The organism is Cribrihabitans marinus (assembly GCF_900109035.1).
GTDB lineage: Bacteria > Pseudomonadota > Alphaproteobacteria > Rhodobacterales > Rhodobacteraceae > Cribrihabitans > Cribrihabitans marinus.
In genome coordinates, this window is sequence record NZ_FNYD01000003.1 from 128,614 (window position 1) to 141,001 (window position 12,388).

At 68.0% G+C, this 12,388-nt stretch carries 13 protein-coding genes; 6 read left to right on the forward strand and 7 right to left on the reverse strand.

Annotation, left to right across the window (positions count from 1 at the left end; translation table 11 throughout):
- Positions 1-6 precede the first annotated feature (6 nt).
- The 5 genes from BMX57_RS05620 to BMX57_RS05640 are packed head-to-tail and all read left to right on the forward strand — an operon-like array spanning position 7 to position 6,226.
- Positions 7-639, forward strand: a complete 633-nt coding sequence (locus tag BMX57_RS05620) for a DUF2460 domain-containing protein (RefSeq protein WP_092363418.1) — start codon at positions 7-9, stop codon at positions 637-639.
- Positions 639-1,529, forward strand: a complete 891-nt coding sequence (locus BMX57_RS05625) for a DUF2163 domain-containing protein (RefSeq protein WP_092363421.1) — start codon at positions 639-641, stop codon at positions 1,527-1,529. The genes BMX57_RS05620 and BMX57_RS05625 overlap by 1 nt, the downstream gene beginning before the upstream one ends.
- Complete coding sequence (locus BMX57_RS05630; protein WP_092363424.1) at positions 1,526-1,972, forward strand: NlpC/P60 family protein; 447 nt, start codon at positions 1,526-1,528, stop codon at positions 1,970-1,972. The genes BMX57_RS05625 and BMX57_RS05630 overlap by 4 nt, the downstream gene beginning before the upstream one ends.
- Positions 1,972-5,925, forward strand: coding sequence for a baseplate multidomain protein megatron (locus BMX57_RS05635; RefSeq protein WP_092363427.1), 3,954 nt, complete (start codon positions 1,972-1,974; stop codon positions 5,923-5,925). The genes BMX57_RS05630 and BMX57_RS05635 overlap by 1 nt, the downstream gene beginning before the upstream one ends.
- 4 nt (positions 5,926-5,929) lie before the next feature.
- A complete protein-coding gene (locus tag BMX57_RS05640; RefSeq protein WP_092363430.1) occupies positions 5,930-6,226 on the forward strand; it encodes a DUF7742 family protein in 297 nt (98 codons plus the stop codon).
- On the opposite strand, the gene BMX57_RS05645 is transcribed toward BMX57_RS05640, so the two are convergent.
- Positions 6,207-6,545, reverse strand: a complete 339-nt coding sequence (locus BMX57_RS05645) for a TraR/DksA family transcriptional regulator (RefSeq protein WP_092363433.1) — start codon at positions 6,543-6,545, stop codon at positions 6,207-6,209. The genes BMX57_RS05640 and BMX57_RS05645 overlap by 20 nt on opposite strands.
- 109 nt (positions 6,546-6,654) lie before the next feature.
- Between BMX57_RS05645 and cysE the strand changes: the two genes are divergently transcribed.
- The gene (gene cysE / locus BMX57_RS05650; RefSeq protein ID WP_092363435.1) at positions 6,655-7,473 is read left to right on the forward strand and encodes a serine O-acetyltransferase; all 819 of its coding nucleotides are present in this window, start codon (positions 6,655-6,657) and stop codon (positions 7,471-7,473) included.
- A 69-nt stretch (positions 7,474-7,542) separates the two neighbouring features.
- On the opposite strand, the gene BMX57_RS05655 is transcribed toward cysE, so the two are convergent.
- The 6 genes from BMX57_RS05655 to BMX57_RS05680 all read right to left on the reverse strand — a co-directional run bounded on the left by BMX57_RS05655 (position 7,543) and on the right by BMX57_RS05680 (position 12,314).
- The gene (locus tag BMX57_RS05655) at positions 7,543-8,856 is read right to left on the reverse strand and encodes a pyruvate dehydrogenase complex dihydrolipoamide acetyltransferase (RefSeq protein WP_092363438.1); all 1,314 of its coding nucleotides are present in this window, start codon (positions 8,854-8,856) and stop codon (positions 7,543-7,545) included.
- Position 8,857: 1 nt separating this feature from the next.
- Complete coding sequence (locus BMX57_RS05660; RefSeq protein WP_092363441.1) at positions 8,858-9,109, reverse strand: hypothetical protein; 252 nt, start codon at positions 9,107-9,109, stop codon at positions 8,858-8,860.
- Positions 9,109-10,503, reverse strand: a complete 1,395-nt coding sequence (locus tag BMX57_RS05665; protein WP_092363444.1) for a pyruvate dehydrogenase complex E1 component subunit beta — start codon at positions 10,501-10,503, stop codon at positions 9,109-9,111. The genes BMX57_RS05660 and BMX57_RS05665 overlap by 1 nt, the downstream gene beginning before the upstream one ends.
- Positions 10,504-10,505: 2 nt before the next feature.
- Positions 10,506-10,895, reverse strand: a complete 390-nt coding sequence (locus BMX57_RS05670; protein WP_092363447.1) for a VOC family protein — start codon at positions 10,893-10,895, stop codon at positions 10,506-10,508.
- Complete coding sequence (pdhA, locus tag BMX57_RS05675; protein WP_092363449.1) at positions 10,895-11,911, reverse strand: pyruvate dehydrogenase (acetyl-transferring) E1 component subunit alpha; 1,017 nt, start codon at positions 11,909-11,911, stop codon at positions 10,895-10,897. The genes BMX57_RS05670 and pdhA overlap by 1 nt, the downstream gene beginning before the upstream one ends.
- A 103-nt stretch (positions 11,912-12,014) precedes the next feature.
- Positions 12,015-12,314, reverse strand: a complete 300-nt coding sequence (locus BMX57_RS05680) for an FtsB family cell division protein (RefSeq protein WP_092363452.1) — start codon at positions 12,312-12,314, stop codon at positions 12,015-12,017.
- Between the last annotated feature and the right edge of the window lie 74 nt (positions 12,315-12,388).

Below are 12,388 nucleotides of genomic sequence, written 5' to 3' on the forward strand. Positions count from 1 at the left end.
ATGGCAATGAATTTTCACGAGGTGAGGTTTCCCGCCAATCTGAGCTTCGGCTCGGTCGGCGGGCCCGAGCGGCGCACGGATGTGGTGACGCTGGCCAACGGGCACGAAGAGCGCAACACGCCCTGGGCGCATTCGCGGCGCCGCTATGACGCCGGGCTGGGGCTGCGCTCGCTCGACGACATCGCGGCGCTGATCGCGTTCTTCGAGGCGCGGCGCGGGCAGATGTTCGGCTTCCGCTGGAAGGACTGGTCGGACTACAAGTCCTGCGCCGCATCGGGTGAGGTCGCGTTCGATGACCAGGTGATCGGCATGGGCGACGGGCAGGAGACCGACTTCGGTCTGGTCAAGATCTACCGTTCCGGCGACTTCAGCTATGTGCGCCCCATCGTCAAGCCGGTTGCCGGCACGGTGCGGGTCGGGGTCGAGCAGGACGCGCTGCGCGAAGGTGTGGACTATGCGCTTGACGCCGCGCGGGGGCGGGTGACCTTTGCCGACCCGCCGGCCGAGGGCATGGCGATCACGGCCGGGTTCGAGTTCGACGTGCCCGTGCGGTTCGATACCGACCGGATCCAGACCAGCGTGGCCAGTTTCCAGGCGGGCGAGGTGCCGAACGTCCCGGTGATCGAGGTGCGGGTCTGATGGGCGGGATGGACGCGGCGTTCCGGGCGCATGTGGAATCCGGCCTGACGACACTGGCGCGGTGCTGGGCGGTCACCCGGACGGACGGGCGGCAATTCGGGTTCACGGATCACGACGCCGATCTGCATTTCGAGGCCATCCGGTTTCGGGCCGATAGCGGCCTGACCGCGCTGGCCCTGCAGCAAAGCACCGGTCTGTCGGTGGACAACACCGAGGCACTGGGCCTGCTGAGCGATGCCTCGGTGACGGAAGCGGATATCGAGGCGGGCCGCTTCGACGGGGCCGAGGTGCGGGCCTGGCTGGTCAACTGGGCCGACCCGGCGGTGCGCTGGCTGCAGTTCCGGGGCACTATCGGGGAGTTGCGGCGCAAGGGTGCTGCGTTCGAGGCCGAACTGCGCGGGCTGACCGAGGTTCTGAACCGGCCGCAGGGGCGGACCTACCAGAAGCCCTGCACGGCGGTTCTGGGCGATGGGTCCTGCCGCTTTTCCCTGGACACGCCCGGCTTTTCGACCGAACGGCCGCTGGAGGTGGTCGAGGACCGGCGGATCTTTCGTTGGGCGGAGATGGACGATTTCGAACCCGGTTGGTTTCAACGCGGACGGTTGAGCGTGCTGGACGGCCCCGCTGCGGGGCTGTGGTCCTCGATCAAGCAGGACCGGATCCTGTCGGACGGGGCCCGCGAGATCGAGCTGTGGGAGCCGATCCGCGCCGAGGTGTCTGCGGGTGACATGGTGCGCCTGGAGGCCGGGTGCGACAAACGCATGGAGACCTGTCGCCTCAAGTTCAACAACCTTCTGAACTTTCAAGGGTTTCCCGACCTGCCCAGCGAGGATTGGGTGATGGCCGTTCCCCGGCGGAGTGGGGCCAACACTGGCGGGAGCCGGCGATGACGGGGGCGTCGGACAGGATCGTGCGGGCCGCGCGCGGCTGGATCGGAACACCCTACCGGCACCAGGCCTCCACGCGGGGCGCAGGCTGCGATTGCCTCGGGCTGGTGCGCGGGGTCTGGCGCGAGGTGTTCGGGCGGGAGCCCGAGGCGGCGCCCGCCTATTCTATGGACTGGTCCGAGCCGCAGGGCGAAGAGCGGCTCTGGGCGGCCGCGCGCCGCCATCTGAGGGTCTGCGGCGACGCCGCGCCCGCGCCGGGCGATGTCTTGCTGTTTCGGATGCGCGACGGGGCTGTGGCCAAGCACCTGGGCCTGCTGGCGAAGGTCGGATCGGCCCCCAGCTTCATCCATGCCTATTCCGGGCATGGCGTGGTCGAAAGCCCGCTGAGCGATCCGTGGAAACGCCGGATCGTGGCGCGGTTCCAATTTCCTTCGGAGGATACCTGATGGCGACAATCTTTCTTTCGGCGGCAGGCGCGGCCATCGGCGGGTCGATCGGCGGCTCGGTCCTGGGCCTGTCCTCGGTCGCCATCGGGCGCGCGGTGGGCGCGACCTTGGGCCGGGTGATCGACGACCGCCTTCTGGGCGGCAGCAGCGGCGGGTCCGAGGCGGTCGAGACCGGCAAGGTCGACCGGTTCCGGCTGACACGCACCGGCGAGGGCGCACCGGTCGCCCGCGTGTTCGGCCGGATGCGTGTGGGGGGGCAGGTGATCTGGGCCTCGGATTTCCGCGAGACCACGACGACCACGGTCACCGGGGGCGGCGGTGGCGGCAAGGGCGCGCCGCGTCCCACGCAGCCCGAGACCCGGGCCATGGAGTACAGCTATTCCGTGTCGCTGGCACTGGCGCTGTGCGAGGGCGAGATCCTCTCGGTTCCGCGGGTCTGGGCCAATGGCGAAGAGGTTGCGCCGCGCGATCTGAACATGCGCGTCTATCGCGGCACTGCCGACCAGTTGCCCGATCCGGCGATCGAGGCTGTCGAGGGCGCCGGGCAGGTTCCGGCCTATCGCGGCACCGCCTATGTGGTGATGGAGGATCTGCCGCTAGGTCCGTTCGGCAACCGGGTGCCGCAGTTCTCGTTCGAGGTGATGCGCGGCGAGCAATCCGACGACCCGGAATTTCCCGCACGGTTGAGCGAGATCGTCAAGGGCGTGGCCCTGATCCCGGGCACCGGCGAATACGCGCTGGCCTCCGAACAGGTGAACTATACCAGCGGGCCGGGCAGTTTCTGGGCCGCCAACATGCACAGCCGGTCGGGGCAGAGCGACCTGGTGACCTCGGCCACGGCGCTGGACGAGGAGCTGCCGGGCTGCGGCGCGGTCTCTCTCGTGGTGTCGTGGTTCGGGGGCGACCTGCGCTGCGGTTCATGCCGGTTGGAGCCCAAGGTCGAACGCCGCGAACACGATGGCGCCAACATGCCGTGGTCAGTCGCGGGGCTGGACCGGGCCGGTGCGGCAGAGGTGCCGCGTTGGGAGGGCGAGCCGATCTATGGCGGTACGCCGTCCGATGCCTCGGTGGTTCAGGCGATCCGCCATCTGCGCGGTGCCGGCAAGCGGGTGATGTTCTATCCCTTCATCCTGATGGATCAGCAGGAAGGCAACGGGTTGCCGGACCCCTGGACCGGGACGGTGGGGCAGCCGGCGCTGCCGTGGCGCGGGCGCATCACGCTGAGCGTCGCGCCGGGACAGGCAGGTTCGCCCGACGGCACGGCGGCGGCCGAGGCCGAGGCGCAGGCCTTCTTCGGTACCGCCTCGGCCGGCGACTTCAACATCGGTGACGGCACGGTCGCCTATTCCGGCCCGCCGGAATGGAGCCTGCGGCGCTTCATCCTGCACTATGCGGCGCTGTGCAAGGCGGCAGGCGGGGTCGACGCGTTCTGCATCGCCTCGGAGATGCGCGCGCTGACACAGATCCGCGGTGCGGCGGGCTTTCCCGCCGTGGCGCAGCTACGGGCGCTGGCGGCCGAGGTGCGGGCCATCCTGGGGCCGGGCACCAAGCTGGGCTATGCCGCCGACTGGTCGGAATACTTCGGCTATCAGCCGGCCAACGGGTCGGGCGACCGTTATTTTCATCTTGACCCGCTCTGGGCCGACACGGCGATCGACTTCGTGGGGATCGACAACTACATGCCGCTGTCGGACTGGCGCGAGGGCGAGGACCATCTCGACGCTGCGCGCGCGCGCAGCATCTACGAGCTCGGCTACCTGCGCGGGAATGTCGAGGGCGGCGAAGGATATGACTGGTTCTACCGGTCCGAACGCGCGCGCGCCCAACAGATCCGCACGCCGATCACCGATGACGCGCATGACGAGCCGTGGATCTGGCGCTACAAGGACCTGCGCAACTGGTGGGCCAATCCGCATCACGAGCGGATCGGCGGGATGCGCAGTGCCGAGCCCACGCAATGGGTGCCTCAATCGAAGCCGATCTGGTTCACCGAGCTGGGCTGCGCGGCCATCGACAAGGGCACCAACCAGCCCAACAAGTTCATCGACCCGAAATCCTCGGAATCGCGCCTGCCGCGGTTCTCGACCGGGCTGCGCGACGACCTGATCCAGATCCAGTATCTGCGCGCGGTGCTGGGCCACTGGTCCGATCCATCCGCCAACCCGGTCTCGGAGGTCTACGGCGCGCCGATGATCGACATGGCCAACGCCTATGTCTGGACCTGGGACAGCCGGCCCTATCCGGCCTTTCCGGCGATGCTGGAACAGTGGAGCGACGGGCGCAACTACGGCCGGGGCCATTGGCTCAACGGGCGCACCGGCAACCGCACGCTGGCCTCGGTCGTGGCCGAGATCTGCCTGCGGGCCGGGCTGCTGGAGTTCGACGTATCGCAGCTCTGGGGCGTTGTGCGCGGCTACACCATCGAAGAGGTGGGGGATGCCCGGGCAGCCTTGCAGCCGCTGATGCTGCGGCACGGGTTCGATGCGATCGAGCGGGATGGGCTGCTGGTCTTTCGCCCGCGCGACGGGCTGCGGCCGCGCGCGATCGAGGCCGAGCAGTTGGCCGACAGTCCGGACCTGGACGGCGACATCGAACATCTGCGCGAGGCAGAGGCGGCGATGACCGGCCGGGTGCGGTTGCGCTTCGTGCAGACCGGCGCGGATCATGACGTGGTGGCCGAAGAGGCGGTTCTGCCCGATGACACGACCCACGCGGTGGCCACCAGCGAAATCGCGCTGGCCCTGACCCGCGCCGAAGGGCGTCAGACCGTCGAGAGGTGGCTGGCCGAGGCCCGGGTCGCGCGCGAGACGGCGCGGTTCGCCCTGCCGCCCTCGGCAATGGAGCTTGGTGCGGGGGATGTCATCCGCATGCCGTCCGAGGCGGGCTCCGGCCTCTACCGGATCGACCGGGTCGAGCAGACCGACCTGCAACTGATCGAGGCGGTGCGGATCGAGCCCAATCTCTATCGGCCGACCGAGATGCCGGACGATCCGCCGGGGCTGCGCCACTTCACCGCGCCGGTTCCGGTTCTGCCGCTGTTTCTGGACCTGCCGCTCATGCGCGGCGACGAGGTGCCGCATGCGCCGCACCTGGCCGTGACGGCGCAGCCGTGGCCGGGATCCGTGGCGGTCTACGGCTCGATGAGCGACGACAGCTATACGCTCGACCAGATCGTCGCGGCGCGCGCGGTGGTCGGGACCACCGAAGCGCCAGTGCGGCGGGCCGAAAGCGGGCTTTGGGACGGGGCGAACCAGATCCAGGTCAAGCTGGTTGCCGGGGCGCTGGAATCGCGGCCGCGCGAGGCGGTGCTGAACGGGGCCAACCTGGCCGCCATCGGCGACGGCTCGCCGGGCAACTGGGAGCTGTTTCAGTTCTCGCAGGCGCAGCTGATCGCGCCGGACACCTATCTCTTGAGCGACCTGTTGCGCGGGCAGCTGGGCACGGATGCGACAATGCCCGAGGTCTGGCCGGCGGGGTCCAGCGTGGTGCTGATTGACGCCGCATTGGCCCAGGTTGACCGGCCCGGATCGGCGCGGCGGGTGGCGCGGCACTACCGGATCGGGCCGGCTGCGCGCGGATATGACGATCCCGCCTATCTGCACCGGGTGGAAGCCTTCGACGGGATCGGGTTGCGGCCCTATGCCCCGGTTCATCTGCGGGCCGAGGGCGGGCCGGCTGGCATCTGTGTCAGCTGGATCCGCCGGACCCGGATCGACGGCGACGACTGGACCAACCCCGATGTGCCGCTGGGCGAGGAGAGCGAGCGTTATCATGTGCGTGTGCGCAGTGGCGGCGGGATCCTGCGCGAAGAGAGCACCTCCACGCCAGACTGGCTCTATTCGACGGCGATGCAGGCCGAAGACGGGGCGGCGGCACCCTTCCGGATCGAGGTCGCGCAGGTCTCTGGGCGGTTCGGGCCGGGGCCGTTCCGGTCGGTCATCGTGGAGGGCTGACGCCATGCGGCCGGTTCTGCATGGCGACGTGGCCAGCGCGGCGCGCGCGCTTCTGGCCGTGCCGCGCGCGCAACGCGACGCGCTGTGCGTGCGAATGATCCGCGAGGCGGGTATCGCCTCGCGCCACGTGCAGCGCACCGGGCGGATACACCTGCTCTTCGGCAACGGCTCGCTGATGTCGGCGGCGCGCAAGCGTGTTCTGGCGGATGAGCCGGGTTTTGACGATGTCGAATACTGCCAGTGTTTCGAGACGGTTCTGCGGGCTGTGGTCCGCGCGCGCCTCAGCCGGACGCGCAGCTGACGCAGAGGGCGGCGGCGGGGTCGAGCTCCAGACGCGCCGGGGGCAGATCCTCGCCGCACCCGTCGCACCATCCGTATTCGCCCGCCTCGATCCGCCTGAGCGCACCTTCCAGCCGGCGGCGCTGGGCATCGCGGCGGGCCTGTTGGGCCTTGGCCATCGCCTGGTTCTGCAAGGCATCCATGCGGCTCAGCCGGCCCACCGATTGTTGGTCGAGCTGCACCACAGCCTGTCCGCCGGCGCCAAGCCGGTCCTCGGTATCGATCTGCTCCAGCCGCGCGCGGATCCGTTGCTCGAAGCGCGCGATCTCGGTTTCATTCATCCCGCTGATCCGGTCCTTCACAGGTTTGCGTTTGGCAAAATCGCCTCTGGACGCCTATGTTGCGATTGAACTAGATGCCAAGTCTACGGCGAAAGAAGGATGATTTGCCATGGCCCAGACGCGCCGAAACATTGCGCCCGTCGACCCGGTATGGGACCGGATCCGCCACGACGCCCAGGAGGCCGTGCGGCATGAGCCGCTGATGGGCGGGCTGGTCCATGCCTGCGTTCTGCACCACCGCAGCCTGGACAAGGCGCTGTCCTACCGGATTTCCGCGAAACTGGCCTCGAACGAGATGTCGATGGCGATCCTCCGCGAGGTCGCCGACGAGGCCTTTGCCGAGGCGCCGGAACTGACCGAGGCGGCGCGCACCGACCTGGTGGCCGTCTACGAACGCGACCCAGCCTGTCACCGGCTGTTGCAGCCGATCCTCTATTTCAAGGGCTACCAGGCGATCCAGGCTTATCGCGTCGGGCATTGGCTGTGGACGCGCGGGCAGCATGACCTGGCCTATTTCTTCCAGATGCGGATTTCCGAGATCTTCGGAATCGACATCCATCCCGCCGCGCGGATCGGCAAGGGCATCATGATCGACCACGCCCATTCCATCGTGATCGGCGAGACCGCGGTGGTGGGCGACAACGTGTCGATGCTGCACTCGGTCACGCTGGGCGGTACCGGCAAGGAGGAGGAGGACCGCCATCCCAAGATCGAGGACGGGGTCCTGATCGGAGCCGGCGCCAAGGTGCTGGGCAATATCCGTGTCGGCCATTGCAGCCGCATCGCCGCGGGATCGGTCGTGCTGTCCGACGTGCCGGCCTGCAAGACGGTGGCCGGGATCCCGGCCCGGATCGTGGGCGAGGCGGGATGCGATCAGCCCTCGATCAGTATGGACCACATGCTGGGCAAGGACGTGACCACCGATTGAGGATCGCCCGGCAAGAGATTGAAAACAAACGCCGCTCCGCAATTCTCGGCGGCGTTTTTCATGGCCGGCTCAGGCCAGCATCACCATCGGATTCTCCAGGTTGTCGACGATGGCCTGCAGCAGCTCGGCCCCCAGCGCCCCGTCGATGACCCGGTGATCGACGCTCAGCGTGACGCTCATCACCGTGGCGACGGTCAGGTCGCCATCCGCACCCACAACCGGTTTCTTCACGCCCGCGCCGACGGCCAGGATGGCGCCGTGCGGCGGGTTGATGACCGCATCGAAATTCTCGATGCCGAACATGCCGAGATTCGAGATGGCGAAGCTGCCGCCCAGGTATTCCTGCGGCGCAAGCTTGCGGTCGCGGGCGCGGGCGGCCAGGTCCTTCATCTCGGCCGAGAGCGCCGAAAGCGATTTCATCTCGGCATCCCTCAGGACCGGGGTGAACAGCCCACCCTCGATCGCCACGGCCACAGCCACGTCCGAGGGCGCAAGCTTCAGGATGCGATCGCCGGCCCAGACCGCGTTGGCGTCGGGCACCGATTGCAGCGCCAGCGCGCAGGCCTTGATGATGAAGTCGTTGACGCTGAGCTTCACGCCGCGGCTTTCCAGCTGCGTGTTCAACTCGCTCCGGAACTTCAGCAGGGCATCGAGGCGAATATTCCGGCGCAGGTAGAAATGCGGGATGGATTGCTTGGCCTCGGTCAGCCGCGCGGCGATGGTCTTGCGCATCCCGTCGAGCTTGACCTCCTCGAAGTCGCGATCCTCGTAGATGCGGGCTACGGCCTCGGCCGACGGACCTGCGGCCGGGGGGGCGGGCGCAGGCGCGTCCGGACGGGCCTGCTCGGCTGCGGGAGCGGCGGCCTGCGGCCCGGCACCCTCGACATCGGCCTTCACGATCCGCCCATGCGGGCCGGAACCGGTGATCTGCGCCAGGTCCAGCCCCTTGTCGGCGGCGATGCGGCGGGCCAGCGGCGAGGCGAAGATGCGCTTGCCGTCCTTTTCCGGCGCGGGCGGCGCGGCAGCAGCCGGGGCGGGCTCCGCGGAGCCCCCTGCGGGGGCCGCCTTGTCGCCCGCGTCGCCCGCCTGCGCGGTCTCCGGTGCCGGCGCCGAGGTCTCGCCAATGTCCGAGGCGTCCTCGCCCTCGTCCAGCAGAACCGCGATGGGCGTGTTGACCTTCACCCCCTCGGTGCCGCCCTCGACCAGGATCTTGCCGATCACGCCCTCGTCGACGGCCTCGAACTCCATCGTTGCCTTGTCGGTCTCGATCTCGGCCAGCAGGTCACCGGAGGCGACGCTGTCGCCCTCCTTGACCAGCCACTTGGCCAGAGTGCCTTCTTCCATCGTCGGTGACAGGGCGGGCATCAGGATTTCCGTTGGCATGTCAGTTGTCCTCGGCGAGCAGGATCTGGTCGTAGGGCGCGCGCAGCGGGCGGCCGCGCACCAGATCGGCAATGGATGTCTCGATCGCCGCCTTGCGCGCGGCGATCCCTTCATAGGCGGCCTGGTGAGAGGGGCGCTGGCCGGGACGGTCGGCGAACAGCCGTTCGGGCACATGCGCGATGACGCGCACGCCATCCACCTCGACGGCGATGCGATAGCTTTCCAGCCAGCTGTCGCGCCCCAGGATCTCCATCAGCGATAGGTGACCTTGCGCACCGCCTCGATCACCTCGTCGGTGGTGACCAGCGCCAGTTTTTCCAGGTTGGCCGCATAGGGCATCGGCACGTCCTTGCCGGTGCAGTTGATCACCGGCGCGTCCAGCCAGTCGAACGCCTCCTGCATCACCACCGCAGAGATGTAGGCGCCGACCGAGCCCTGCGGCCAGCCTTCCTCGACGGTGACCAGACGGTTGGTCTTGCGCACCGATTTCAGGATCGTGCCGGTGTCCATCGGGCGCAGGGTGCGCAGGTCGATCACTTCTGCCTCGATCCCGTCCTCGGCCAGCTTCTCGGCGGCGTCCAGCGCGTATTGCATGCCGATGCCGAAGCTGACGATGGTCACGTCATCGCCGCTGCGCCAGGTCCGGGCCTTGCCGAAAGGCACGGTGAAATCATCGAGCTCGGGCACGTCGAAGCTGCGCCCGTAGAGGATTTCGTTTTCCAGGAAGATCACCGGGTTGGGATCGCGGATCGCGGATTTCAGCAACCCCTTGGCATCCGAGGCCGAGTAGGGCATCGCAACCTTCAGCCCCGGCACCTGCATATACCAGGCGGCATAGTCCTGGCTGTGCTGGGCAGCCACCCGTGCCGCGGCGCCGTTGGGGCCGCGGAACACCATCGGGCAGCCCATTTGGCCGCCGGACATATAGAGCGTCTTGGCGGCGGAATTCACGATCTGGTCCATGGCCTGCATGGCGAAGTTGAAGGTCATGAACTCGACGATGGGGCGCAGCCCGCCAAAGGCCGCGCCGACGGCGATGCCGGTGAAGCCATGCTCGGTGATCGGCGTGTCGATCACCCGCTTGGCGCCGAACTCGTCCAGCAGGCCCTGGCTGATCTTGTAGGCGCCCTGGTACTCGGCCACCTCCTCGCCCATCAGGAACACGTCGCCGTCGCGGCGCATCTCCTCGGCCATGGCGTCGCGCAGGGCCTCGCGCACGGTCTGCGAGGCAAGCGTCGTGCCTTCGGGCCAGTCCGGGCTGTCATTGACCTGCGGCGCCTCGGGTCGGGCAGAGGCGGGGGCGGGCGCCTCGGAGCCTCCTGCGGAGGCCGCCTCGTTGCCCGCGTCGTCCGGGGCCTCCGCCCCGGCCTCCGGTGCCGGCTCGGGCAGGTCCGAGATGTCCTCCCCGTCCTCGGCCAGCACCGCGATCGGCGTGTTGACCTTCACCCCTTCGGTGCCTTCACCGATCAGGATCCTGCCGATCACGCCCTCGTCGACGGCCTCGAATTCCATCGTCGCCTTGTCGGTCTCGATCTCGGCCAGGATGTCGCCGGAATTGACGGTGTCGCCCTCCTTGACCAGCCATTTGGCCAGCGTGCCTTCCTCCATGGTGGGTGACAGCGCGGGCATCAGGATCTCGGTTGCCATGTTCAATCTCCCTCCTGGGCCGGGGCGATCATGCCCACCACGTTTCCCTGTCCGTCCTCGACATAGGCGCAGCGGCCGATGCCGGGATAGTCGGCGGGCGGCAGCGCCTCGGCGCCGCCATTGGCCAGCGCCCAGCCATAGCGCTCGTCGCAATCCGTCACGTCGAAGGTCATGGTGCCGCCGCGGATCGGATTGCCGGGGGCGGGGGTGTCGCCCATCCGGCGCATGAGGCCGCCGGTCAGCCCGTGCGCCATGCCGATATCGGCGCCTTCGATCAGGTGATAATCCATGTCCTCGCCGCCGGGCATCGCCTCGAACCGCCAGCCGAACAACCCGCCATAGAAGCGCTTGGCGGCCTCGACATCCGCGGCATGTATCTCGAAATGGGGCATCAGGCGTCCTCCACCTGCGGCACCTCGTCGGCGTAGATGTCGGTCCACAGCTCGTCGGTCCCGGGCTCGGGGCTTTCCTTGGCAAACTCGGCCGAGGCGTTCACGACCTCCTTGATCTCCTTGTCGATGGATTTCAGCTCGTCCTCGGACGCGTGCTTGCCCTCCAGCAGCATGGCGCGAACCTGTTCGATCGGGTCGCGCTCCTCGCGCATCTTCTGCACCTCTTCGCGGGTGCGATACTTGGCCGGGTCCGACATGGAATGGCCGCGATAGCGGTAGGTCTTGACCTCGAGGATATAGGGCCCCTTGCCGGACCGGCAGTGGGCGACCGCTTTCTGACCGGCCTCCTTGACCGACAGCACGTTCATGCCGTCGACCAGCTCGCCGGGAATGCCGAAGGGTTCGCCGCGCTTGTGGATCTCCTCGGTCGAGGTCGAGCGTTTCTGCGCGGTACCCATGGCGTACTGGTTGTTCTCGATCACGAAGACCACCGGCAGCTGCCACAGCGCGGCCATGTTGAAGGTCTCGTAGACCTGGCCCTGGTTGGCGGCGCCGTCGCCGAAATAGGTGAAGGTGACGCGGCCGTTCTCCTTGTACCTGTCGGCAAAGGCCAGCCCGGCGCCGATGGGAACCTGGGCACCGACGATGCCGTGGCCGCCATAGAAATGCTTCTCTTTCGAGAACATGTGCATCGAGCCGCCCTTGCCCTTGGAATAGCCGCCCTCGCGCCCGGTGAGTTCCGCCATCACCCCGTCGGGGTCCATTCCGCAGGCCAGCATGTGCCCGTGGTCGCGATAGGAGGTGACACGCTTGTCGCCCTCTTCGGCCGCGGCCTCCAGCCCGACAACGACCGCCTCCTGCCCGATATAGAGATGGCAGAACCCGCCGATCAGACCCATGCCGTAGAGCTGGCCGGCCTTCTCCTCGAACCGCCGGATCAGCAGCATCTCGCGGTAGTAATGCGTGAGTTCCTCGGCCGAGACATTGGGTTTTTTGGTGGATTTGCGTGCGGCCATTGCGGCGCCCTCCCCGTTGCCCGTCAATAGTTTAGCGTTAAACGAGGACTAGAACATTTTTCCCCACGAGGCGAGTGGGAATGTTGACCGTGGGGCAGGGCGTTCAGCGGATGACGATCTCGTCGGCGCGGAGCAGGCCCAGGACCGACCTGGCCTGCTGGTCCAGCAGGTCGAGGTCGAGATAGTCGTCGGACAGCCGGCGGGTCAGGTTCTCCATCCGCGCGATCTCGTCCTGCAGCCGCGCCAGGTCGCGGCTCAGCGCGTCGCGCTCGGCGGCGATCTCGACCCTACGGAAGAGGCCGAAATCGCCCTGCACCGCGGCGAAGGTGAAATAGACGCCCAGAACGAACATCGCGGCAAAGAAGGCGAAGGCGCCGAGGCTGGGTCGGGTGGGGCGGGACACCTGGAAATCCGTTTCTGATACTGCCTGTCACGCGCCCTTTCCGGGCGTCTCGGGGGACTATGGCACAGGCGATT

Coding starts and splice junctions, on each gene's coding strand:
- BMX57_RS05620 (WP_092363418.1), top strand. CDS start 7: ATGAATTTTCACGAGGTGAGGTTTCCCGCCAATCTGAGCTTCGGCTCG.
- BMX57_RS05625 (WP_092363421.1), top strand. CDS start 639: ATGGGCGGGATGGACGCGGCGTTCCGGGCGCATGTGGAATCCGGCCTG.
- BMX57_RS05630 (WP_092363424.1), top strand. CDS start 1,526: ATGACGGGGGCGTCGGACAGGATCGTGCGGGCCGCGCGCGGCTGGATC.
- BMX57_RS05635 (WP_092363427.1), top strand. CDS start 1,972: ATGGCGACAATCTTTCTTTCGGCGGCAGGCGCGGCCATCGGCGGGTCG.
- BMX57_RS05640 (WP_092363430.1), top strand. CDS start 5,930: ATGCGGCCGGTTCTGCATGGCGACGTGGCCAGCGCGGCGCGCGCGCTT.
- BMX57_RS05645 (WP_092363433.1), bottom strand. CDS start 6,545: ATGAATGAAACCGAGATCGCGCGCTTCGAGCAACGGATCCGCGCGCGG.
- cysE (WP_092363435.1), top strand. CDS start 6,655: ATGGCCCAGACGCGCCGAAACATTGCGCCCGTCGACCCGGTATGGGAC.
- BMX57_RS05655 (WP_092363438.1), bottom strand. CDS start 8,856: ATGCCAACGGAAATCCTGATGCCCGCCCTGTCACCGACGATGGAAGAA.
- BMX57_RS05660 (WP_092363441.1), bottom strand. CDS start 9,109: ATGGAGATCCTGGGGCGCGACAGCTGGCTGGAAAGCTATCGCATCGCC.
- BMX57_RS05665 (WP_092363444.1), bottom strand. CDS start 10,503: ATGGCAACCGAGATCCTGATGCCCGCGCTGTCACCCACCATGGAGGAA.
- BMX57_RS05670 (WP_092363447.1), bottom strand. CDS start 10,895: ATGCCCCATTTCGAGATACATGCCGCGGATGTCGAGGCCGCCAAGCGC.
- pdhA (WP_092363449.1), bottom strand. CDS start 11,911: ATGGCCGCACGCAAATCCACCAAAAAACCCAATGTCTCGGCCGAGGAA.